The 22,648-nt window shown below is 51.0% G+C and carries 23 protein-coding genes; 15 read left to right on the top strand and 8 right to left on the bottom strand.

The window, feature by feature from the left end; translation table 11 throughout:
- Positions 1-69: 69 nt before the first annotated feature.
- The 3 genes from BQ7114_RS00945 to xseA form a co-directional block, all read right to left on the bottom strand.
- Positions 70-984: a carbohydrate kinase family protein gene (locus tag BQ7114_RS00945; RefSeq protein WP_072340698.1), complete on the bottom strand. Its 915-nt coding sequence runs from the start codon at positions 982-984 to the stop codon at positions 70-72.
- Positions 985-1,145: 161 nt separating this feature from the next.
- Complete coding sequence (locus BQ7114_RS00940; RefSeq protein WP_070620989.1) at positions 1,146-1,385, bottom strand: exodeoxyribonuclease VII small subunit; 240 nt, start codon at positions 1,383-1,385, stop codon at positions 1,146-1,148.
- Between the two features lie 26 nt (positions 1,386-1,411).
- The gene (gene xseA / locus BQ7114_RS00935) at positions 1,412-2,740 is read right to left on the bottom strand and encodes an exodeoxyribonuclease VII large subunit (protein ID WP_072340695.1); all 1,329 of its coding nucleotides are present in this window, start codon (positions 2,738-2,740) and stop codon (positions 1,412-1,414) included.
- A gap of 130 nt (positions 2,741-2,870) precedes the next feature.
- On the opposite strand from xseA, the gene BQ7114_RS00930 reads away from it, so the two are divergent.
- Positions 2,871-3,887, top strand: a complete 1,017-nt coding sequence (locus BQ7114_RS00930; protein WP_072340692.1) for a 4-hydroxy-3-methylbut-2-enyl diphosphate reductase — start codon at positions 2,871-2,873, stop codon at positions 3,885-3,887.
- 15 nt (positions 3,888-3,902) lie between these two features.
- Here the strand turns inward: BQ7114_RS00930 and BQ7114_RS00925 are convergent, their stop codons facing one another.
- Positions 3,903-4,943: a DNA recombination protein RmuC gene (locus tag BQ7114_RS00925; protein WP_052038928.1), complete on the bottom strand. Its 1,041-nt coding sequence runs from the start codon at positions 4,941-4,943 to the stop codon at positions 3,903-3,905.
- Positions 4,944-5,031: 88 nt separating this feature from the next.
- On the opposite strand from BQ7114_RS00925, the gene ychF reads away from it, so the two are divergent.
- Entirely contained in the window at positions 5,032-6,117 is a 1,086-nt protein-coding gene (ychF, locus tag BQ7114_RS00920; RefSeq protein ID WP_070620983.1) for a redox-regulated ATPase YchF, read from the top strand.
- 250 nt (positions 6,118-6,367) lie between these two features.
- Here the strand turns inward: ychF and BQ7114_RS09110 are convergent, their stop codons facing one another.
- Positions 6,368-6,907 (bottom strand): DNA methyltransferase, encoded by a 540-nt coding sequence (locus tag BQ7114_RS09110; protein ID WP_407638940.1) that lies wholly within the window; start codon positions 6,905-6,907, stop codon positions 6,368-6,370.
- Positions 6,908-7,106: 199 nt separating this feature from the next.
- Between BQ7114_RS09110 and BQ7114_RS00915 the strand changes: the two genes are divergently transcribed.
- The 12 genes from BQ7114_RS00915 (at position 7,107) to BQ7114_RS00855 (ending at position 19,390) form a co-directional block, all read left to right on the top strand.
- On the top strand, positions 7,107-8,738 hold the full coding sequence (locus BQ7114_RS00915) for an FTR1 family iron permease (protein WP_230205929.1): 1,632 nt from the start codon (positions 7,107-7,109) through the stop codon (positions 8,736-8,738).
- Positions 8,739-8,810: 72 nt separating this feature from the next.
- Positions 8,811-9,464 (top strand): iron transporter, encoded by a 654-nt coding sequence (locus tag BQ7114_RS00910; RefSeq protein ID WP_186822309.1) that lies wholly within the window; start codon positions 8,811-8,813, stop codon positions 9,462-9,464.
- 122 nt (positions 9,465-9,586) lie between these two features.
- Positions 9,587-10,849, top strand: coding sequence for a DUF2318 domain-containing protein (locus BQ7114_RS00905; RefSeq protein WP_034509282.1), 1,263 nt, complete (start codon positions 9,587-9,589; stop codon positions 10,847-10,849).
- A 1-nt stretch (position 10,850) separates the two neighbouring features.
- A complete protein-coding gene (locus tag BQ7114_RS00900; RefSeq protein ID WP_016444850.1) occupies positions 10,851-12,125 on the top strand; it encodes an ABC transporter permease in 1,275 nt (424 codons plus the stop codon).
- A gap of 2 nt (positions 12,126-12,127) precedes the next feature.
- Positions 12,128-13,258, top strand: a complete 1,131-nt coding sequence (locus tag BQ7114_RS00895) for an ABC transporter permease (protein WP_083431676.1) — start codon at positions 12,128-12,130, stop codon at positions 13,256-13,258.
- Positions 13,258-13,971: an ABC transporter ATP-binding protein gene (locus BQ7114_RS00890; protein WP_072340689.1), complete on the top strand. Its 714-nt coding sequence runs from the start codon at positions 13,258-13,260 to the stop codon at positions 13,969-13,971. Before BQ7114_RS00895 ends, BQ7114_RS00890 begins: the two co-directional genes overlap by 1 nt.
- A gap of 96 nt (positions 13,972-14,067) precedes the next feature.
- A complete protein-coding gene (locus tag BQ7114_RS00885) occupies positions 14,068-14,475 on the top strand; it encodes an FMN-binding protein (RefSeq protein ID WP_230205928.1) in 408 nt (135 codons plus the stop codon).
- A gap of 48 nt (positions 14,476-14,523) precedes the next feature.
- A complete protein-coding gene (locus BQ7114_RS00880; RefSeq protein ID WP_072340687.1) occupies positions 14,524-15,510 on the top strand; it encodes an FAD:protein FMN transferase in 987 nt (328 codons plus the stop codon).
- A 684-nt stretch (positions 15,511-16,194) separates the two neighbouring features.
- The gene (locus tag BQ7114_RS00870; RefSeq protein ID WP_034509278.1) at positions 16,195-16,602 is read left to right on the top strand and encodes a DUF4418 family protein; all 408 of its coding nucleotides are present in this window, start codon (positions 16,195-16,197) and stop codon (positions 16,600-16,602) included.
- A gap of 44 nt (positions 16,603-16,646) precedes the next feature.
- Entirely contained in the window at positions 16,647-17,867 is a 1,221-nt protein-coding gene (locus BQ7114_RS00865) for an ABC transporter permease (protein WP_016444857.1), read from the top strand.
- 11 nt (positions 17,868-17,878) lie between these two features.
- Positions 17,879-18,565, top strand: coding sequence for an ABC transporter ATP-binding protein (locus tag BQ7114_RS00860; RefSeq protein ID WP_070620975.1), 687 nt, complete (start codon positions 17,879-17,881; stop codon positions 18,563-18,565).
- Between the two features lie 246 nt (positions 18,566-18,811).
- Positions 18,812-19,390 (top strand): class I SAM-dependent methyltransferase, encoded by a 579-nt coding sequence (locus tag BQ7114_RS00855; RefSeq protein WP_072340684.1) that lies wholly within the window; start codon positions 18,812-18,814, stop codon positions 19,388-19,390.
- A 46-nt stretch (positions 19,391-19,436) separates the two neighbouring features.
- Here the strand turns inward: BQ7114_RS00855 and BQ7114_RS00850 are convergent, their stop codons facing one another.
- Complete coding sequence (locus tag BQ7114_RS00850; RefSeq protein WP_072340681.1) at positions 19,437-20,291, bottom strand: hypothetical protein; 855 nt, start codon at positions 20,289-20,291, stop codon at positions 19,437-19,439.
- Positions 20,288-20,647, bottom strand: coding sequence for a hypothetical protein (locus tag BQ7114_RS00845; protein WP_072340679.1), 360 nt, complete (start codon positions 20,645-20,647; stop codon positions 20,288-20,290). The genes BQ7114_RS00850 and BQ7114_RS00845 overlap by 4 nt, the downstream gene beginning before the upstream one ends.
- 209 nt (positions 20,648-20,856) lie before the next feature.
- Here BQ7114_RS00845 and BQ7114_RS00840 point away from each other — a divergent pair, with 209 nt between their 5' ends.
- The gene (locus tag BQ7114_RS00840) at positions 20,857-21,420 is read left to right on the top strand and encodes an NADPH-dependent FMN reductase (RefSeq protein WP_072340676.1); all 564 of its coding nucleotides are present in this window, start codon (positions 20,857-20,859) and stop codon (positions 21,418-21,420) included.
- 164 nt (positions 21,421-21,584) lie between these two features.
- On the opposite strand, the gene BQ7114_RS00835 is transcribed toward BQ7114_RS00840, so the two are convergent.
- Positions 21,585-22,646 (bottom strand): NAD(P)H-dependent glycerol-3-phosphate dehydrogenase, encoded by a 1,062-nt coding sequence (locus BQ7114_RS00835; protein WP_034509267.1) that lies wholly within the window; start codon positions 22,644-22,646, stop codon positions 21,585-21,587.
- Between the last annotated feature and the right edge of the window lie 2 nt (positions 22,647-22,648).

Here is a 22,648-nt window from a genome sequence, read left to right as displayed (position 1 = left end):
ATACACCCATATGGAAACGGCGGTTCAAATCTGAACCGCCGTTTTGTGTTGCCCTATCTACTTGGTGGATTAGATGAGTTCTTTCTTCCACGGCGGGTTTGCGCCGGCACGTGACACCGTGATCGCAGATATCGACCCTGCTCGGCCAAGCATGCGAATAACGCATTCGCGATCAATGTGAGCAAGTGCGTAACGATTGTTTGCTCCCAGCAGGTTTTCGCTCCAGAGCGCATCGATGAGTCCGCCCATGAACGAGTCTCCTGCTCCAACCGTGTCCACTACCTTCACATCGGCTGCGGGAAGGTGTACAGCTTCGTCGCCGAAGTATGCGCTTACGCCCTCGCCACCTCTGGTTACAACTACCAGGGCGGGCCCCAGCTCTAACCATTCGCGGGCCACCTGGTCTATGTCGGAGTTTCCAGTTAGCCACTCAGCGTCTTCGTCGGACATTTTTACTACGTCAGCCAGGCGGACGCATTCCTTGATGCGTTCGTATGCCTTAGCGGGATCTCCCATGATGGTAGGCCGTGCGTTGGGATCGTAGGTTACGGTGGCTACTTCGCGCGCTCCTTCCAAAAGCCGCACGACATCGCTACCGCCCGGTTCCAGGGTTGCGGCAATAGAGCCGGAGTGTACAACCACGGTATCGTCACCGATCTCGCACTCGGGTAGCTTCCACTCGATGTCGAACGTGTAGGTTGCGGCGCCTGTTTCGTCGAGCCTGGCTAGAGCGGTAGAGGTCTTTTCGGCACGCATCGACTCTTCTGATACGACCACGTTGGACTCTTCCAGGTGCTTGCGCACGAGCTGGCCGCGCGCATCTGAGCCCAGCCACGTGAGTAGGCGAGCATTGCGGTCAAGCCGGCCGAGTGTAAGAGCAACGTTTGCGGGAGACCCGCCAGGAATTTCTTTTGACTCACCGCGCTGGGGAACAACAATGTCCACCAGGGCTTCGCCGATTATCAGTGCGTTTGGATTAATCATTGGACTTCCATACTCTCGAGATTTTGATCTCAGTTTATATGTTCACCCTGGGCGCGGTTTGGCCCTTTCGATCTCTGAACGTATGCCGATCGCAGATGAGGGAACCGTTGGGTACTGCCCGGTATCCGGAGGTTTTGAGCTCTTACCGTGGTGAGCCTTCGCTATTCTGCCGTAGTTTCATGAGCGGGGGACGAGTCGGCGCGGGCTTGTTCAATGCGCTGTTCTGCAGCGCTCAAAACAGCATGACAGCGTGCGGCAAGAGCTTCACCGCGCTCCCAAAGAGTAAGCGTCTCCTCCAGCGGAGTTTTCCCGCTTTCAAGCATCTTCACAATCTGTACCAGCTCATCGCGGGCCTGTTCGTATGAAAGCTGACCGGGGTCAATCAACTTTTCCTTATCCATTTTCTCTCTCCTCTTTTGTGAAGTATCTAGTTCGTTGTGGGGGAATCTGATTTTGCAGACTGGTCCGCTTCATCCACCCCATGCGCGGGCTGGGTTCCAAACACGGTTGCGATCATGGAGCCACGGGCAAGCATAATTTCCAAAATGTCACCCTTCTTCACACTCGCAGAGTCTTTAACAAGGCCAACGCCGGGAGCTTTAACAATCGAGTAACCACGCTCCAAAGTGGCCTGCGGTGAGAGCGCTCGCAAGGTCGCGGCTGCCTCAACAAGGCCAGCGCGCTCGCGGTCGATGCGCGCACTCACAAAGTGGCGCATGTTCGTAACCGCCTGAGTTAGCCCAGTCTTGTAGATCTGTAGAGAGCCGGTTGGCTCTTTCAACACGGGCCTGTCTTTTAACAGGTTGAGGTACTCGCTCTCGCGCTTGATCTGCATCTGCGCCCGTGAGCGAATGCTTTCCAACGCGTGCGCGAGATTTGCGTGTTCTTCTTTCAGATCGGGCACGACTTTACGCGCGGCGTCGGTTGGAGTGGAGGCGCGCACGTCTGCAACGAGGTCCAACAGAGGAGCGTCACCCTCGTGCCCGATTGCCGAAACTACGGGCTTGTTAGCTTTGAATGCGGCTCGGATGATGCGCTCATCGGAAAAGGGAAGCAGGTCTTCAACAGATCCACCTCCGCGCGCAACGATGATGACGTCCACGGTTTCAATCGCATCGAGCTCTGCGATGGCTGCACTAACTTCGGGAGGACAGTTGGGGCCTTGTACGAGTACTTCGCGGATTTCGAAGCGTGCGCCGGGCCAACGCGCCATAGCGTTCACAAGCACGTCGTCTTTAGCTTTCGCGTTTCGCCCGCAAATGAGGCCGATGGTGCGAGGAAGAAAAGGTAGAAGCTTCTTGTGTTCGGCGTTGAACAGGCCCTCGGTTTGCAGTTTCTGGCGCAGTTGCTCGATCTGTGCCAGTAGGTCGCCAACTCCAACCGGGTGAATTTCGCTAGCTTGCAGGTTGAGCCGCCCAGAGCGTTCCCAGAACGTGGGTTTTACGTATGCAACTACGCGTGTACCCGCTTGGACAGCTCCGCCCGTTTTTTGAAGGACTCCGCCAAAAACCGTTACATCCATTGAGACGTCCTCATCTACGTCTCTGATGGTCAGGAACGACATGCGGGTGGAGGGGCGCTCGTTGAGTTGAACGATTTGGCCTTCAACCCACAGGGCGGACATGCGGTCAATGTACTGCTTCATGTTCTTAGAGAGCAGGGCGAGAGGCCACGGGTTTTCCCGAGTGGTTTCGCGCGCTACTTTTGCAAGCGCTGGTTTGTCCGCGCCGCGGCCCGGCGTGGTCCTAACTTCCATGCTTCCCCCTGTGAGCGCCCACTAGCGCTAAGTTGTGTTGCTACCTTCTAGTTTACGAAACACGTGGGACATAAATTGTTTCAGTTTGTTACGGGCGGCAAGTTCGCCAGTTTGCGGCTATCTTAGAGGCGTGAGTGACGTATTCGGTAAAAGAATTTTGTTGGCCTCCCCGCGCGGATACTGCGCGGGCGTGGACCGTGCGGTAGATGCGGTGGAGAAGGCTTTGGACTTATACGGTCCGCCGATCTACGTGCGTAAAGAAATTGTGCATAACCGCTACGTGGTAGAGACCCTGTCTCGTCGCGGCGCGATTTTTGTGGAAGAAACACATGAGGTGCCCGAGGGGGCGCGCGTGGTGTTTTCCGCGCACGGCGTGTCCCCGCAGGTGCATGAAGAGGCAGCGCAGCGCGGGCTTTCCACGATTGATGCAACGTGTCCGCTGGTTACGAAGGTGCATAAGGAGGCTGTACGCTTCGCGAAGCAGGATTACGACATCATTCTTGTTGGCCACGAGGGGCACGAGGAAGTTGAGGGCACTTACGGTGAGGCTCCGGATCACATTCAGATTGTGGGCACGCCGGATGAAGTGGATAACGTGACGGTGCGTGACCCGAACAAGGTGGTGTGGCTGTCTCAAACCACGCTTTCGGTCGATGAGACGATGGAGACGGTGCGCAGGCTGCGCGAGCGCTTCCCGGTTTTGATGGACCCGCCGTCGGATGACATTTGTTATGCAACGCAGAACCGGCAAGAGGTTGTAAAGACTATCGCGCCACAGGCTGATTTGATGATTGTGGTGGGCTCGGCAAATTCTTCGAATTCGGTGCGTTTGGTTGAGGTGGCACTGGATGCGGGAGCGAAGTCGGCCTACCGGATCGATGAGGCCGCCGAACTGGATCTGGCGTGGCTGGAAGGCGTTGAAACGGTTGGTATTACATCGGGTGCTTCGGTGCCGGACATTTTGGTGCGCGAAGTGATTGAGCGGCTACAGTCACTTGGGTTTGGTGAGGTTGAGGAAGTGCGTACGCGCACCGAGACGATCACGTTCGCGCTTCCACGCAACTTGCGTCAGGCGCTAAAACGCGAGGGTGCTGACGCGGAGGACGCAACGGGTAGGCGCACGCCGGGCCCGGACCACACCTGCTGACGCGGCTACCCGCCGTTATTCTTGGGATGAGGACAGGCTTCTCGCGGCCTTGTCTATGGGGCGAGGAGCAGGCTTGATGGAGCGCTCTAGGCTGGCGATGTTGATTGCTGTTACTCCCAATCGGCTCTCGAACGATCCGATGGTGCGATTGTAGTTCTCAACCGCGGATTGGAGGGAGCTGCCTAGTTTCCCGAGGTGTTCGCCAAGCACATTTATGCGTTCGGTGAGGGTGCGTCCAAGCTCAAGGATGTCGCGCGCATCCTGCTCTAGGGAATCTTTTGCCCACGAGTATCCAACCACTCGCAGTAGCGTGTGGAGGGCGGAGGGGCCAGCGACAATGATGCCTTTTTGAAGGGCGTCGTCAAAAAGGGCAGGGTCAGCTTCGAGTGATGCAGAGATGAGCGCTTCAGAGGGCATGTATAGGACCACTAGGTCCAAAGAGCCAGCAATGACCTCGCTGTAGCGCCGGTTTGCCAGCTGGTTCACGTGGGAGCGCACCGCGCTTGCATGTGCTCTTAAAGCGCTCGAATCCTCCTCGTCAATGGCTTTCAGGTAGGCGTCCAGGGGAACTTTCGCGTCGATTACGAGAGCACCCTCGCCCGGTAGATTTACAACGACGTCTGGCCGCGCCGGGCCAACCTGCATTTGTTCGAGGAAGTCAATGCGGTTAGTCAGGCCCGACATTTCAAGCACGCGGCGCAAGGAGAGCTCACCCCAAGATCCGCGAGTGGGAGAGGACCTTAGCGCTGTATCGAGCTTTTGTGTGGCGGCAAGAACCTCGCGCCCGGTTTTCTGGCTGAGACCAAGTTCGGAGATGACCCAGTCGAGTTGATGCTTTTGCGCCGCATCCATTTGCCCAACTCGCGCATCAATGGCATGTAGTGCCTGATTTAGCGGCGCTAGCTCTTTAGAAATCTGGTAAGCCAAAGCGTCACGCGCTACGCCCTCGTTCTCGGGGGTGCTCGGGCGCGGCTGGGCGTACCGGCCCGCAAAGTATCCGCTAACGAGTCCGACTACCAGCAGTATTAAAGAAATGATCCAGCCAATTGTTGTCATGGTTCTATTAGACCGGATGGGGCGGACAAAATTTTGGACGCCCTGCCTCGCAATTTTTTAATCAACGCCCGTGGCCTAAACTATAGGCGTGGCTTTGACTATTGGTATTGCAGGACTTCCAAACGTTGGGAAGTCGACGTTGTTCAACGCGCTCACTCGCGCAACCGTTCTAGCAGCGAACTACCCATTCGCAACGATTGAGCCGAATATTGGTGTGGTTCCACTCCCGGATGAACGGTTGAAAGAGCTTGCCGGCATTTTCGGGTCCGAAAAGATCATTAATGCGACTGTGTCTTTCGTTGATATTGCGGGGATTGTGCGGGGTGCTTCCGAAGGTGAGGGCTTGGGCAACCAGTTCCTCGCTAATATTCGTGAGGCCGACGCGATCTGTCAGGTAACGCGCGCGTTTGCCGATCCTGATGTTGTCCACGTCGACGGTAAAGTGTCGCCCAAGGACGATATCGAGACGGTCTCAACTGAGCTCATGCTTGCCGACATGCAAACCCTTGAACGTCAGCTACCGAAGCTTGAAAAAGAAGTGCGGGGCAAGCGCATTGAGCCGGAGTACTTGTCTACCGCGCAGGCGTGTCTCGAAATGCTGGAGCGAGGCACACTCATCTCCGCAGGTATGAAGGCTGCTGGCCTTGACCCGGCCATCGTTAAGTCGTTCCAGCTGATGACTGCGAAGCCTTTTATCTATGTATTTAACATGGACAGCGAGGGCCTTGAGGACGAGGCGAAAATGGCGGAGCTGCGCGAACTTGTTGCTCCAGCGGAGGCCGTGTTCTTGGACGCCCAGTTTGAGTCGGAGCTGGTGGAGCTTGACGAGGACGAGGCTCGCGAGATGCTTGGCGAGGTTGGCCAGGAAGAATCCGGCTTGGATAAGCTTGCGCGAGTTGGTTTTGACACGCTTGGTTTGCAAACCTATTTGACGGCTGGCCCGAAGGAAGCTCGCGCGTGGACGATCCGCAAAGGCTGGACGGCGCCCCAGGCTGCTGGCGTGATTCACACGGACTTTGAGCGTGGCTTTATTAAGGCCGAGGTCGTCTCGTTCGCGGACCTAGTGAAGGCCGGCTCGATCGCGGAGGCCCGCGCTGAAGGCCTGCTACGCCTGGAAGGCAAAGACTACGTGATGCAAGACGGCGACGTGGTGGAGTTCAAGTTCAACGTTTAGGACTCAATCCGGTTTTTCGCCTAGGGCGGCTTCGGGTTTCCGAAGCCGCCTTTTGCGTCCTGCGCTCGCTCAAGGTCTGCATCCGGAACGCGAAGACAGTATCGTTGTGAACCGTTAATAAACTCGTCGATCCCACATAATTACGGATCCAAGACGAGGCTAGCGATGAAATGCCGTTAAGGTGCTCTTTCTCCGGCACCGTGAGTAGGTGATTTTTTCCCCCCCCCATACGTAGTCTGAGAGCCTTTTATTATTTTGGTAGCTCTGAGCTCAACGGGCGCGGTCGAGGCCCAACGTATACACACGGTGCATCTAATAAGTATCCATTTATTTGGGATACGTTTGTGCGAATATCCTCATGGAAATATATGGGCGCATTGGAGATGGGACGCAGGCTTACAACCACAACCGTGACGCCGGCGTTGAACTTGGCATTATTCCCCCATTTAAATGAGGTATAGGCGTACCCGATCTCTACGTCTTGTTCGTGAAGCAGGGGGGGACAGAAGACCGACGTGTTCGCCCTGGGTAATGGAGTTGGTAGAAACAAAGGCCAGCTCGGCACGGGTGCCGGAGATGTAGCGGCGCCCTTGATAAACCAGAGAGAAATGTAGTCGAGCTTCTTCGGGTACTTGGAGCTACCGAAAACCACCGGGTAATCCGCCTTCTGCTCTGTGGTCTGCATGCTCGATCCCACATATGGTGGGTTGCCGATCAGGTAGATCTCGTCTTCGCCGTTGTTCGGGCAGGCCTCGTCCCAGTCTAGGCGCGTGGCGTTACCAGCGTGGATCTAACCTGTTTCTTTCAAGGGGATGAGGGGGATGGAGATGCCGAACTGCTTCTTGAACTCGCGGTTCATTTGGAGTATCCCTTGAGAACTTGTTCTCAAAGATCCTATTTTCAACATGCCGGCCTTGCGCAATTAAAGTGGTAGCGCGTATGCTCATACTGGTCATTAGGTTAGGCTAACAAAAGCTGGAGGGCGAATGATGGCGTTTTCGCCTAGCAGTGCATCGGGCGCGCGAATATCGAAGATTTTAGCGATTTTCCTCTTTGTGGGAGTGTTCTTCGCTCTTTCTTCGTCTCTTACGGCGAATGCACAAGAAGAAGAGGATTGGCAGCCGGTAGTAACAAAAATGGAAGAGTACCTGGAGGGTATTCCTGCCGAGTATGCTTCGGGAGATTCTAAGGCAGTTCAACACTCCATCAGAAAAGCTTACTATGATATTTACCAGGTTTCCGGCCTTGAAGATCAAATTCGCCACAGGCTCGGGCGGGATAGGCAAGAAGACTTTGTTGCAGTTTTGCTAAACGTGCGCACGCTTTCCAATGAGGGGGCACCTCAAGACGAGGTCGAACAAGCGGTAAAAACTGCCATTGACCATCTAAATAAAGACGTTGCCGAACTTGCCACCACTAAGACTATTTCAGATCAGTGGACTAGGGTAGCCCAAGCAATCGTGGAAAATATTGACACCTCTGTTAAAGAGTACGGCGCGGGTGATGTGGATAAGGGCTACAAGCACGCTACCGCTGCCTACTTACAACACTATGAAGCCGAGGGGCTAGAGAAGGCAACAATCTCCTACATAGGGCAGGGGCGAGTTTCTGAAGTTGAAAACGGATTCCGAGATCTGCGTCAGGGAATTCGTGGCGGATTGGCACACGATGAAGTTGTCAAGATAGCTGAAAACTTAAAGTCAATGGTGAATGAGGACGCCACTGAGCTGGACAAGCTGGCTGGTTCCAATGAGGGACTTGGGTGGAAGGGATTCTTTGCCTCGTTCCTAATTCTGCTGCGTGAGGGTGCTGAAGCCCTCCTGGTTGTGGCTGCTGTTATTACCTATGCTATGAAGGCAAAGCGTAAGGATCAGGTAGCTGGAATCATAGTCGGCGTGGTCGCAGCCATCGTTTTGTCGGTAATGATCGCTATAGTGCTGGCTCGCCTCACATCAAACGTTTCAGGGTTGGCACAAGAGTTGATCGAGGGCTTTACCGGTATTGCTGCGGTGCTGATGCTCATATACGTTTCCAACTGGATCTTCTCCAAGTCTCATGGGGCCAAATGGAATGAGTACATGCAATCTGTTGCCGGATCTAAGACTCAGTCGGGTGGCGTATTCGGACTAGCCTTGGTTGCGTTCCTGGCGGTATTGCGTGAGGGCGCGGAAACCATATTGTTCTTCTCTCCTATACTCACCGCGGCGCGTTCCGGTTCGGATTACGCATTCATTTGGCTTGGGGTGGGAGTTGCACTAGTCATTTTGATAATCCTATTCCTACTGGTGTGGGTATTTGGAGTTCGTCTACCAATCAGGAAGTTCTTCCGGTGGACTTCGGTTCTGTTGGGCATGTTGGCAGTTACCATTGCGGGTGGCGCTGCTAAAGAGTTCCAGGATGCAACTTGGCTGCATACAACTGATGTTCCGGGCGTACCGGAAATAGCTGTGCTTGGTCTTTACCCAACGGTTCAGACTTTGGTGGCACAGGCAATTGTGGTTGTAATTCTCATAATTTTGGCTGTTGTGCAATATCGCATCAGCAAAAACACAAAACGGGAGAGCTGTGCTAGCGCAGCAAATAACGAACAAAGATCGGTGAAAGATACAACTTCTGTTTAGTCAGTAACGTTACATCAGTTCTAACATCTCCAATTTTGGCCGGGAAATCCCGAAACACGAAAGGAAAAATAAATGAAGATCAAGAAAGCAATGGTTGCTCTTGGAGCGGCATTCGCGCTTACCTTGAGTCTTGCTGGTTGCTCGAATGATTCTGGTGACAAGCCCAAGGATGAAAAGGGTACTTCTGTGCAGACTACCGCCGACGAAAAGACGAGCTCTGCTGAAAAAGGGCAGGCAGTAGGAATTAACGAAATTCCGGTTGGCGATTCAGGCCCGCAGACCAGTGGTCCGTTAACTGTTGATTTGGTTTACTTCCAGGCAATCGACATGGAGCAAGGCTCGGTGCTAGTACCGCCGGCTTCCGAATCTGACATGCACTTCGAAGTTGACGTTGCTACCAATGAGAAGGCTGCTGAAATCGGTTATGAAGCCGATCAGTTCATGCCTTACTTGGAGATAAACGTGAAAATTTATGATCAGGCCACGGGTGGCTTGGTCAAGGATTTAGGGACGATGATGCCCATGGTGGCTTCTGACGGCCCGCACTACGGAAATAACATCAAGCTGGAACCGGGCGAGTACCGTGTTGAAGTTGAGATTCCTTCACCTGCTGACAAGTTCATGCTGCACACTGGAAAAGATACCTCCGCTGTTGACGGGCGTTTCTGGACCGAGCCACTGAAGTTCACTTTCGAAAACTGGAAGTGGGACGGCCAGCTGCTTTAAGCTAACCGCGTGTGAGAGCTCGGGGCATTGCCGCCGAGCTCTCACACTTATGTACAGTTTCATGATCGGTTATTTTAACTAAATAATCTAGTAGCTATTTTTAACTTTTTGCAGGGATTTACATGTTGGAATTGTTCATTGTTTCAATTCAAACGGCGCTTCCTTTGTGTCTAGCGGTGAGTATTTTGGTAGCCAGCCGAGCTCATGCACCTATGGAGCGACAAACGGTTGCCAAACTAACTTTTGCTTCAACCGCTATTGGCCTTTTGGGCGCGGGTGTTTTCACATGGTTGCGGTTGAACACCCCGCACGTTGATATTCCTGTTTTTACCGCCTGGGCGGGAATCGCGCTGTTTATTACCATGTTCGCGTTTTTGGTAATGCTTTGGTTGTTTGGCGATAGGGATTTGCATGATATAAACCAGGGAATGCGCCACCGGGGGCTGACCGTAACCGCGATATTGGCTATATGTACCTCTGCTCTTTACTATGCGGTTCCATATTTTTATTCCACCGATTCGATTGTGCACACGGGTGGATCAGTTTTTGAAACCGCCTCCCTTTTACGTTTGGCCGGGTTTTCTTTAGGAACAATTTTGGCGGTGGTTGCCTGTTGGGGATATGTCCAATGTGCGAAAAAAGTTCCTTGGTGGGTGCGCACCCTAGTCACTTCGGTAGTTTTCATGGCGATGATACTGCCCCGCATGATTTTGCTGTATCAACAGTTCGCTACGAGGCGGATAGTGCCGTCTTTCCCCGGCCTATTTGACATAGTTTTGTGGATTCAACGCAATGAGGCGATGACTCAGCTGATACTAGTGTTTCTAATTGCTTTCCCTGGTTTTATAGCGCTGTGGACGCAGGTTAAAAAACCTCCACATAATCCTGCAGAGCGCCGTTTACAAAAAGCAGACACCATAAGCCGCCGTCAATTTTTTGGTTTATCTTCGGTCCTTGCAATTGCGTTTGCCTGGTCGTTGACGGATGGAAAGAGACGCTCAGAGTATGTTCCTGAACTAACAGATTTGGAAGCCACGACCTTGGAAGGCGATTTTGTATACGTGGATCGTCTGCTGGTTTCTGATGGTCACCTACATCGTTTTGGGTACAAAACAGCAAACGGAGTGGAAGTTAGATTTTTGGTGGTGCGTAAAAATGAGGTCGCTTTTGGCGTAGGTTTAGATGCCTGTGAAATTTGCGGAGATTCGGGATATTACGAAGATAAGGGAAAAATAATTTGTTCTAAGTGTGACGTGATGATGAACGTGCAAACCATTGGATTCCCCGGCGGTTGCAACCCGATCCCAATCAAATATGAGGTGGAAGATACTCGCTTAAAGTTTTTCGCTGAAGAGTTAGAAAGCCACGAGAAGGTGTTTAGCTGATATGTTTTTCTGGATTATGATAGCCCGCGCGTTGCGTAGGCAGGCAGTTAAACGCCTGATGATAGCTGTGACAGTAATGTTGGGTGCTTCCCTTACAACATCGATGCTGGCGGTGATGTTTGATGTTGGAGATAAAGTGCAAGAAGAACTCAGCTCTTATGGTTCTAATTTGCAGGTTCTTCCCCAAGGTAGGGCAATGGCCGCGGATTTGTACAATATTGACTCTTCCGAGCAGGGCGGCGGCGCGCTGCGGGAAGATGAATTACCGAATATGAAAACCATATTTTGGACGTACAATATTGAAAACTTCACTCCCTATTTGGAAACAAAGCTTGAAGTAGACGGTAAAGAAGAGCAGGTGCGGGGTACCTGGTTTGATAAAGAACTCGCCATTCCAACCGGAGAAAAGGTTATGACGGGTATGGACGGCATGCGGGAATGGTGGAAATGGGAGGGAACTTGGGGAAAGACGCCTAAAGAGGTAATAGTGGGTTCCCGTATTGCCACAAAGAATGATTGGAAAGTTGACGATACTTTACAAATTCGTGATAAAAACGGTGATGTTGTCGATGTGGTTATTTCCGGAATTTTTACGGGCGGAGATGCAGAAGATTCGCAAATATATGCAGATCTTGATCTGGTTCAACAGCTTACCGGGCGGGATAATGAGGTTGATCGGGTAGAGGTACGCGCAATTACTACGCCGGATAATGATCTGTCTCGTAAAGCTGCTGAAGATCCTACATTGCTCACTTTGGACGAGTGGGAAACATGGTATTGCACGGCCTATGTTTCCTCTATTGCCTATCAGATAGAGGAAGTTATGACCAACGCAGTGGCTAAGCCCGTACGTCAAGTTGCAGATACTGAGGGGGAGATCCTTAATAAAACTGAGCTTATCATGGCTTTTGTTGCCCTATTTGCAGTGATTGGATCGTCTTTAGGGATTGCGAATTTGGTGTTCGCTTCGGTTATGGAGCGTTCACGTGAAATTGGTTTAATGAAGGCTATAGGTGCACGAAACCGAGAAATTATTCGACTCATGTTGGCAGAGGTTCTTATCGTTGGGTTGTTTGGCGGAGTTGTTGGATTTGCTTTAGGTTTCGGATTGGCTCAACTAATCGGACACATTGTTTTTGGATCCGCTATAGCTATGCGGCCAATTGTGGCCCCTCTAATGGCGTTAATTGTGTTTGTAACCGTACTTTTGGGATCTTTGCCTGCCATCCGTTCACTGGTACGTGTGCAGCCGGCCCAAGTGTTGCACGGGAGGTAACCGTGAAGAATAAGCATACTGCGATGTATTTGCGCATGATCTGGAAGGCGTTTTTAAATCGGATTACCCGTGTTTTCATTGCCTCCCTGTCAATAGCGGTGGGGGGTACAACTTTGGCCGCATTGGGTTTGGTGGCCTTCACTGTTCCGGCCCAAATGAGTAAGGAGTTGCGTGCGTTTGGTGCCAATATGGTTATATTGCCTGATTCTTCAGAAAACCTTACGGATGGCACATTGCAGGAAACTGATTCCATAGTTGGCAACAGCGTACTTAAACGCGCCGGATACCAGTATGGAAACCTACTATACAATCAGCAGCCATTGCAGGTAATGGCAACGGATTTGGACGCTGTGCAAGGTGTCCGCCCATATTGGAACTTAGATGGGAAAATGCCTGCTAATGATGATGAATTCTTGGTGGGCGCAGATGTGGCTACGCGTTATCGTTTCTCAATTGGGGATGAGGTTGGTCTGATGCAACCCACGTCTGAAAATGCGGTCTCTAAACAGATGAAGGTTTCTGGAATTATTCACACCGGAGGGCCGGAAGACGAGCAGATAGTAATGAGCACTAAAACACTAAGTGAATTTTTAGGAGATCGTGGTTATGACATCATCGAGTACTCAATAGATGCAGACTCTAAAGTAATTGCGCAATACGCCAAACAAATAAACACTAAAGTAAAAAATGCTGACGCTCAAGTAGTGCGCCGTATTTCAGAGGCGGAAACCGGAATCGCCACCACTTTGCGTACCTTAATTTGGATAGTTTCGGCAATAATATCGCTGCTCACCTTGATAGCGGTTTCCACAACTCTTAATTCGATAATTTCGGAACGCTCCAAGGAAATCGGATTGAAGAAGGCTCTTGGTGCACTGCCCGGTGATGTTATGCGCGAATTCGTAGGAGAATCGCTTATGCTGGGAGTATTCGGGGGGACGTTAGGTGCAGCTACAGGGGTGTGGATCGCAGCGGAAATATCACGCCGTGTGTTTGCCATAAACCTGAATATAAATTGGTGGGTCGTGCCAATAACACTCATATTTTCAATAGTCATAGCGATGCTGGGCTGTTTGATACCAGCACGCAGAATCACCAAAATAGATCCTTCACAAGTTCTAGGGGGAGAATAATGCCCGCAGATTCTATATATTCAGTACGCTCGGCTAGTCGGCACTACGGCGATCTTGCGGCACTCGACAACGTGAGCTTGGAAATTCCGCGTGGTCAATGGCTTTCCATAGTGGGCCCATCTGGTTCGGGGAAATCGACCCTGATGAATATTTTGGGTTGTTTGGATTCCCCCACTTCGGGTGAGGTTCTTTTAGAAGGCGACCGCCTAGATAAAATGGGCGAGGTGGAGCTGGCAGATGTGCGCCGTCATAAAATCGGCCTAGTGTTCCAACAGTTCCATCTTGTTAAACACCTAACCGCTGTGGAAAACGTGATGTTGGCGCAGTACTATCATTCGGTTCCTGATGAGCAGGAAGCGCTTGAAGCACTGGAACAGGTGGGGATGAAAGACAGAGCTACGCATCTACCTCATGAACTTTCTGGAGGGGAGCAACAGCGTGTTTGTGTGGCCAGAGCTTTGATAAATCGTCCGGCCGTGATACTCGCTGATGAACCCACCGGAAATTTAGATGAGACTAATGAAAAAATAGTTATAGATTTCTTTCATCGCCTGCATGAAGAGGGAACAACTTTGGTAGTGGTAACGCATGATGCCGAAGTGGCTGCACAAGGGCAGCGACAAATAATTTTAGAGCACGGGCGAATTGCCCAAGAGGTTACCGATCTGGCCGATTCTCCTATAAAAGAATTACGTTTCAGTGAAACTTATTAACAGGAACCGAATAATCACAAAATGCCAAATATTTAAAAGTTAGAAAACTTGGAGGGCCTTATGGGAAGTTCCCGATTGTTAGCTATAGCAGCGATTGTGGGAGTTGCAGTACTTGGCGGATGCTCGGCCGATGTGCCGGCTGCAAACACTTTGCCAGATGGGGAATATGAAGGAGTTTCACAAAAAGAAGCTGATGGTTCTTACGGCACAGTGAATTTCACAATTAGTGGAGGAAAAGTCACTAAGGCAAACTTTTTAGTAAAGGATGCTGATGGTACGCCCCATGATGAAGATTATGGTTTGGGAACCGATGGCAAAGCACATGATCCGATTTTTTATCAAAGAGCGCAAGACGCGATAAAGCACGAAAATAGCTATGTGCAAAAGTTCCAGGAGACGTCGGATCAAAATCAGGTTGAGCGCATCGCTGGTGGATCTCTTTCACACAGATTATTCATGCAGGCGGTTGAAGACGCCGTGCTTAACGCTGGCGCCGAAAAGTAAGACCCGGTAATCTGAGTGATCGGGCATGGTTCATGTAGCTTTCCCGCTATGGGTACGTTGGTGTGCGCCACTTGGGAACCGGCGGGGAATGTTGAAGAAATTCAGCGTCTTATTCGTCAACGAGTTAGGGAACTAGAAAATAGGCTTAGCATATTTAAGCAAACTTCGCAGGTGGTCGCACTTAGCCGTATTTTAAATGCTGGTTCGGAAGATATTTTGAAAAAATTCAGAAGCTCCCTCTTTCATTCTTCCAACGTTTACAGCTTGGCAGAGAGCGCGGAAGTTGGTTTGGAAAATCATGATGCTGGAGCTGAATTACTTTTCCGATTGGAAGATATATTGCAAGCAAATCGGTTTTCTTCCGATCTGGCACGAGTCATGGAAGCATCCGTAAAATTCGCGAATTTGACTCAAGGCGCATTTTACCCGTTTTTGGGCCGTCAAATGCATGTTTGGAAAAAATTGGTGGCTGAAAGGGCGAATAGAGAATTTGAGCTTAGTGATTCCATAATTGATTTTGGAGGTATCGCCAAGGGGTATGCGGCAGATCAGGTGCGTGATTTGGTAGTTTCTAAGGGGGGGAAAAACGTGGTGGTGTCATTTGGTTCCTCCTCTATTTCGATTGCGGGTGACCCAGTATGCGTTGGCCTGCAAAGCCCTTGGGAGGGATTAGAAGAGTTTGGGCACTTGTTGCTTACTCATCCGGCGCTTTCTGTTAGTGCTGATACAGCTACGCGAATAGGTTCGGGTAAGCGCGTTAGCCATGTTTTAGATCCAAGTACTGGAAAACCGGCATTTACGGACCTTGTTGCCGTTTTAGTTTGTGCGGCTGATGGTATGGAGTGTGAGGCTTGGGCAACCGCGTTCTTAGTGTTGGGTTTGGAAAGAGCTATGGATTTGGATGCGACTCAACAGCACATAGACACGGTTTTTTTCACGGCAGATGGTCGGGTGCTAGCTAGTCCTAATTTGCAGATTACTGCTCATCCGGGAGTGCAGCAGTGGCTGGAAGCACAGCGAGTTAGGACTCAATAAAAAGCTTTTAGTTTTGGGTGTAATGCTGATTTAAAACACTGTTAAATACAGCGGTATTAGATAGGCTGGCATATTCCGAATTTGCACCGCACAAGAAGATTGAAGTCTGAGCTGTCGTCGATCCTGATTCCCTCAACTCTCGCGCTTTGTCGAGCTTGCGAACAATTTGTTCGGGCGCGTGTTTACTGAACTTTTTCACCATTGCTCCATTCTCCCCACCTAGTGGCGGGGTATCAATGGACCACACTCAAGTCACCTGGACCTAAAAACCTAGGACACTCCAGGGTGCGTCAGATAAAAAGCACCCGCAAGCCGATCGTGAAAACCCTTTTGCATAAACTTGACGACCAGGCATCCCTAAAATCATCCTACAATACGAGCAGTGCTGGTGAGCAAAGCGCGAGGTAATTAACCAGCATGGGATTTTAATCCTCAAATGGTTAAGTGGTCTTTACAGTATCGTGTGTGAAGTGAAAAGCGTAGCTTGCTGGGGGCGAGCTGGTGTGTGATGTGTTTATTTGCAGGGGAAAGCTATTTTTATGAGCATTTAGATTCGCACCAAACACCGTAAAGACATTGGTAAGGCTTACCTAACAGGTTATTATAGCCTTGGCTCGCGACGGGTGAAGCCTTAGACTCGCACAATGCGTTTCTAATCGACACTGAAGTAGAAGTAAGAGACACATGAAAAACAAATATATCGCTGGAATCCCAGCAGTTCTTTTTGGAACGATGATAGCGATAGCGCCTATGACAATCGCTCAGCCTTGTCCAATTCATGGTGACCATCCGATGATGGCTTGTCACTGGAGCGCTAAAGCCTCGCTCGGTATTGGCGCCATGATAGCCGTACTGGGTCTTATTAACTTCTTAGTAAAGGCTCCAACACGCATTGGCCTAAATATCTCAGTAGCAGCCACTGCGGTATTGGAAATATTAGTGGTTACGTTGCTCATAGGCGTATGTGATATGCCAACCATGCATTGCAGGCAGGTAATGTTGCCAACTCTCGTAATAGTGAGCGTTTTGGCGTTGCTGTGTGCGCTTGTGGCTATATGGTTTGACTGCCGTAGTGAAAAGATCGCGAAATAAAAGTGCGTAAACACTGTAAATAGGCACTCAAGAAGGGTTGTTCCATGGCAGGAAAAAGTTCGTCGGTAGGTGTCGGGCTACGAAAGCTTCCACAGGAAAATCTTAAATATTACTCGGGACGCACGTTAGGTCTTTCAATCACAGTAATTGTTTTAAGTGTTATTTTTTTCTCCGGTACCTTCATGTCATTAGCTCTTAGCCGAGGGTTTTCTGCTATGGAGGAACGCATGGGGGCTGATCTGATTGTGTTTCCAAACGAACACCAGCAGGCAGCCGAAAGCTTTCTACTTGGTAAATCCAAAGAAAAATTTTATTTTAACGATGACTCTATATTGGAAGAGGTACGTAAGGTAGAGGGAGTTAAAGCTGCAACCCCTGAAACCTACTTGACCTCACTTGATGCTGGCTGTTGCGCGGTGGATGTACAGATCATTGGATTCAACCCAAAAACCGACTTTGTAGTGCAACCGTGGATAGCCACTGAGTATGCTGGTGAGCTTAAAGATGACGAAGTTATAGTAGGCGCTGACGTGTTTGCTGACCCAAATGGGCAGGTGCGTCTTTTTAATGAGTTTTGGCATGTTGCTGCTAAGTTAGCGCGCACAGGAACTTCGTATGACACCGTTGTGTTCGTAAATCAAAACACAGTGGAGAAAATGTTTAAATATTCTTCGCAAGTGGAGTATATTCACAACCCTCCAAACGGTAGAGCAATTTCGTCTATCTTGGTAAAAGTTGATCCGAACTATCCGGCAGAAGCCGTAGGGGATGCTTTGGCCAATAAAATGCAACATGTGGGTGTAGTTTCCTCTGCGGGAATGGCATCGCAGGTAAAGGCTAATGCAATAACTATAATCGGTTACATTTGGTTGATAGTTGCAATGTTTTGGTTGGTTGGCCTGATAGTTTTGGTAGCAGTTGTGGCCACATCCGTAGGTGAACGTAAAAAGGAATTGGCATCATTACGAATAATGGGAGCGACTCGTAAGAACCTCATGTTTATGCTAGGGAAAGAGTGCTTTTTCATCGGCTTGGGTGGTGGATTGATTGGTGGCGTATTAGGGGAGGTAATAATGTATCCCTTTGCCAATCTTATACGTGCCAAGTTGGAGCTTCCCTATGTTGATATAAGTTTTGCAACAGCGTCTGTAATAGTTGCTTGCTGTGTAATCGGAGCCCTCCTCATTTCTATACTCGCAGCGATAATAGCTGCTGGTAAAACCTTGAAAAATGAGACTTATTTGACTTTGCGTGCGGCAAGGTAAAGGGAGGGAAAATGGCGAATTCTGTCGTTGTGCAAGCCAGTGGATTAACCCGCGAGTTTTACCGGCGTGGAAGCTATTTTAACGCTGTGGAAGAGGCAAATTTACAGGTTAGTAGCGGGCAGATGGTAATGATTCAGGGCAGATCCGGCAACGGGAAGAGCACCTTGCTTAATATGCTTGCTGGATTGTTGCAACCAACTAGAGGGCAGGTTCGCATATGCGGCCAGCTTTTAGGCGACTTGGATGATTCTGAGCTTTCGACTTTGCGTGGCAGCAGAATTGGATATGCTACGCAACAGGAAACTCTTATCGCTAGTCTTAACGTTCGTGAAAATATTTTGTTACCGGCGTTGATCGCTAAAGAACGGGGTATAGAAAAACCTTACGACGTCAATGCGCGGGCTGAATCACTAATGAAAGCTTTGCAAATTGAGGGCCTAAGCGAGGTTTACCCGCGGGAACTATCTGGGGGTGAGACGCGCCGTGTAATAATTGCGCGCACATTGATAAACATACCTGAGGTGGTCATAGCAGACGAGCCCACGGGAGATCTAGATGAGGAGTCTACCGGATTGGTAATGAATTTGTTGCGATCAGCTACTGATGACGGTGCCGCGGTGATAGTGGTTACACACGATTCGGACACATCTAGCTTTGCCGATCAGATATACACGATAACCAAAGGCGTGCTGAAATAGAATCCAAATCCGACGCGTCTAGTGTTCCCTGAATTGCACTGCACGTATCCGACACTTTCGACTGGAATAATTGCACCTTGCCTTCGGTGTCGGTGAATATAAGTGGAGTTTTGTTTTCGCATCCCTTGATAACTTGGGTTATTACGGCATTTTCATCAGCATCTATATCTAACGTTATTTCGCGTTGAATTTTATTTAGGGTGCTGGCTAGCGCTATAGGGTGCGGATTTCGATAACCTTATTCGCGTGAGTACTGAAGCGCAGGAATGGAATGCACGTTACGCCTCGGAAGAGCGCCTGTGGAGCGGTAAAGTCAACGCTCTCCTACGCAGAGAAATTGAAGACATGAAGCCAGGTACCGTCCTCGATGTTGGGGCGGGCGAGGGGGCAGACGCGATCTGGCTGGCCCAGCAAGGCTGGCAGGTGAGTGCCGTAGACATTTCACAGATTGCTATAGACCGAGCCGAGACTGCGGCTCACAAGGCCTCAGTGAATGTGCGCTGGATTGTCGCTGACGCTCGCGAAGTTAGTGGGGAATATGACCTAGTCAGTGCCTTCTACCCCGTGATTCAGAAGAGCTCCGACTTCTTCGATCATGTTTGTGCGCTCGTGAAACCAGGCGGAACCCTCCTGTTTGTGCACCACATGCCTGACCCGGATAAGCCACGCGGACACGGCCCGGACTTTTCGAAGGTTATGAGCGCGCGCGAAGTCCTCGAAAATCTGTCGCCAAAGTGGACGGTCGAGAAATACGAAGTCATTGAACGAGGCGCAAACTCAAAGCACCCCTATGACGAACTGGTACGCGCCCGAAAACTCGTGTAACCAAGAAAAGCGGCCAGTAGACAGTAAGCACCGGCAACGGTGCAAATCAAGGGGAATCTGGCGGGTTATTATTCGCATTTCGCCGAGCCCTAATCTTGTCCGCCTTCGCCAGAGTCCTATCCTCGCGGTACGTGCGCAACCGTTCACCAGTCTTTTGTATCTGCTCCACACCTCTCTGGCGGCTTTGGTTGACTGCTTGTACAGAGTCGCCTACAAAACCCGATACAGACTCTTTCCACCCCCGTATTTGAAGTTCGCTTTTTTCTTCAAAGCTGAGATTAACGTGAAGGGCAAAACGCTGAATTGAGCTTTCTGCCCTGTTAGCTGCTTCGATTATCTTTCTAGTTCGTTGGTAATGCGTGGCCCAAACACTGTTCCCCAAGTTCGCAGTGGCACGAATAGAATCGTTCATTCTCAGTAACCGACAGGCTACAGATTCGATTCTTTCCTGACGGGTTCTTTGGATTGAAGCGTGGTAGCCGTCGAAGTGGTCGGGTTCGAATTCTTGTGCGTGTGCGATCTCCAAGACATAAAACCGGTCATGTAGCCAAATACTCCAGCCAAGATTACCGAGCCAGAATGAAAGGTTCTCATCTAGGCTCTGGAAAGATTCGGCTGTTTTCTTCGAGTTACCTTGGCCTGCCGCCAGTTGTTCCACCAAACTCGATATCTGCTCAAGCGCGGTAGTTTCCATGGTGTGGAGGGAGGCGCCTAGGTGGCTGATCGTTAACCATTTGGTTACTGAAACACTGTTATTTGTTCGGTAGTAATCTTCAACTTCTTTGAGAGCATTCGAGATGCCTTCGAGTTCTCCCAAAGACTCCACTTTGCTCTGTCGCAGAAGCGTGTCGAGCTTTGCTTCGATAGTTGCTTGCGCGATTAGGCTAGCTCCCGCAGTCACGAATGCCGGGGCCAAGGTGCCAGTACTTCGTATCTCAATTTGTCGAAAAACTGACCCGGGTTTCCGGCAAGATTGAAATCACCGCGCCGAAACGCTCCTCTCACGGGCCCTTTGGTGACGCGTTGCCTCATAAGCTTCGCTGACTCCGGGCTGAGTTTCACGTAGCGGCTTGAGCGCACTTGAAATTCGCTGAATGTGGAGAAAACATTCTGAGCGCGAAATAGGACTTGGGGAGAAACCTTTGAAACGGAAAACCCATCACGGTTATCGAACTCTTCTAAATCCTCATCCTGACTGAAGATAATGAGGCCTTCGCCATCAGAGAGGAATTCGATTTGTGATCCGGAACTCGTCATAGCCAAGACTCTACCGAAAAGCTATGCCTTAAAGAGAGATATTTGGGTCGAGAAAGCTGGAACGTGCATTAACTTTCACACCCCGGTCGTGAGATGTGAAATGAGCATGGTTGTGTTGGGAGTGCTACTGTCGCCTGGACTCGTGATGCCACTTCGAGCGAGTTAGTTTAAATTTGAACAGAACCGCATTCGTTTTGAGAGGAACAGGAATGTCTAAGCCGGTATTGCAGGTTGTTGTTTCAAGTGTTCGCCCCAGTCGAGTGAGCCCAATCGTGGCCGAATGGTTTGCGGAGGAGGCGCGTAAACACGGCGCATTTGAGGTTGAGGTTACCGACCTGGCGGAGCTGAACCTGCCGCTTATGGACGAGCCGAATCATCCCATAATGCAGGCCTACCAGCACGAACACACTAAGCGTTGGGCAAATATTGTGGAACGCTCGGATGCATTCGTTTTTGTTGTGCCCGAGTATGATCACGGCTACCCGGCGCCGCTTAAGAACGCGATTGACTATCTATTTAAAGAGTGGGCGTACAAGCCGGTCAGCTTTGTTTCATACGGCGGTATCTCCGCTGGCCTCCGTGCTGTGCAGCAGTTGAAGCCAGTGCTTTCGGCGCTGAAAATGGTACCAATCACCGAGCAGGTTATGATCCCGATGATTGGCGCACATATTGTGGACGGCAAGTTTGCGCCAAATGAGATTATCGCCGGATCTGTGGCGCCCGCTCTGGATGAGCTGGCCAAGATGGAACGCGCACTCGCCTCGCTACGCTAAAACCTGATACGGCCCATCCATTTCGTGTCCGAGGACGAAGCGAGCAAACAGTCCAGGTAAAGTTTGTTGCCGGCACCAAAAGGTGCCGGCAACAACTGTATGAGCTTGCCTAGCCTCGGCCTCGAACACACATCACGTTAATCTCGGGCATGGGCGCTAGCGGGCTAGACGAGGTCTGCGAAGAACTTATCCCACGGAATATCTAGGGGAGCGTCCTCGGCAACCACGGAGTAGAGGAAGCGGCACAGCGGGTATTCCTCCTCGCGAACCACGCCGCGCTCGGTCAGCTTGCGCAAAGCCGCGCCAACAACGTTGATCGCGGCAACGCCCTCGAGCGTGACACCCTTCATCAGCTCGTCGCGCACGCGAGAGAACGGGATGCCCTCACCAACGTAGCCGCCCGCCTTCACGTTGCGGCCACCCATGGAGGTCACGAACATGTCGCCAACGCCGCCTAGACCGTCAGCCGTTTCCGGCTTGCCGCCCATGAACTTAACGAACGAGCGCAGCTCCTTCTGGCCCTGAGCAAAGAGAGCAGCCCCCATGTTGTACATGACGTAACGGTCATTTTCCTTGCCCTGGCTGCGAAGCAGGCCGTCTGCGAAGCCAGCAGCAAAAGCGTAAATGTTCTTCGTCGCGGCGCCAGTCTCGTGGCCAACGAAGTCAGTGGACGTCCATACGTGGTAGTAGTCCGTGCGGTAAAGGCCAGCCAAGTACTCCAAAGCTTCCTTGTCTTCGCCGGTGAACACAACCGCGGTGTCGTGGTGAACCGCAACCTCACCTGCAATGGAGGGGCCAACAACGGCGTTCCACGTGATCGAGTCGGCGAGCTTAGGATCGAAATAGGAGCGATAAACATCGGGCAGTAGCTTCAGGTTGCCATCCTCATCCGCGCGCATACCCTTAGTTACGCACAGGAAGTGCTGACCGGGCTGCATCATGGCGGCCAACTGCTCGCCCGCCCACTCAACGCCAAACGAGTTCACACCACCCATCACGACGTCCGCGTCCTTGATGACCTCCGTAGCCTCTTCAAGCTGGTGGGCCTGAACCGACTCGGGGACCTTCAAATCAAGGTTGGGGTGCACACCCGTGGTCTGGATCGATTCAATAATCTCGCGGTCCAAGAAGGTGCCAACCAGGTGCACCTCGTTGCCGTTCTCTGCCGAAGGGAACGCAAGTGCCGTCCCCATAATTCCCGAACCAAATACGACTATTTTTGCCATCA

This window comes from Actinomyces urinae, from assembly GCF_900119695.1.
GTDB lineage: Bacteria > Actinomycetota > Actinomycetes > Actinomycetales > Actinomycetaceae > Gleimia > Gleimia urinae.
The sequence above is the reverse complement of the archived record's forward strand: the minus strand, read 5'-3'. Positions and strand labels throughout refer to the sequence as shown.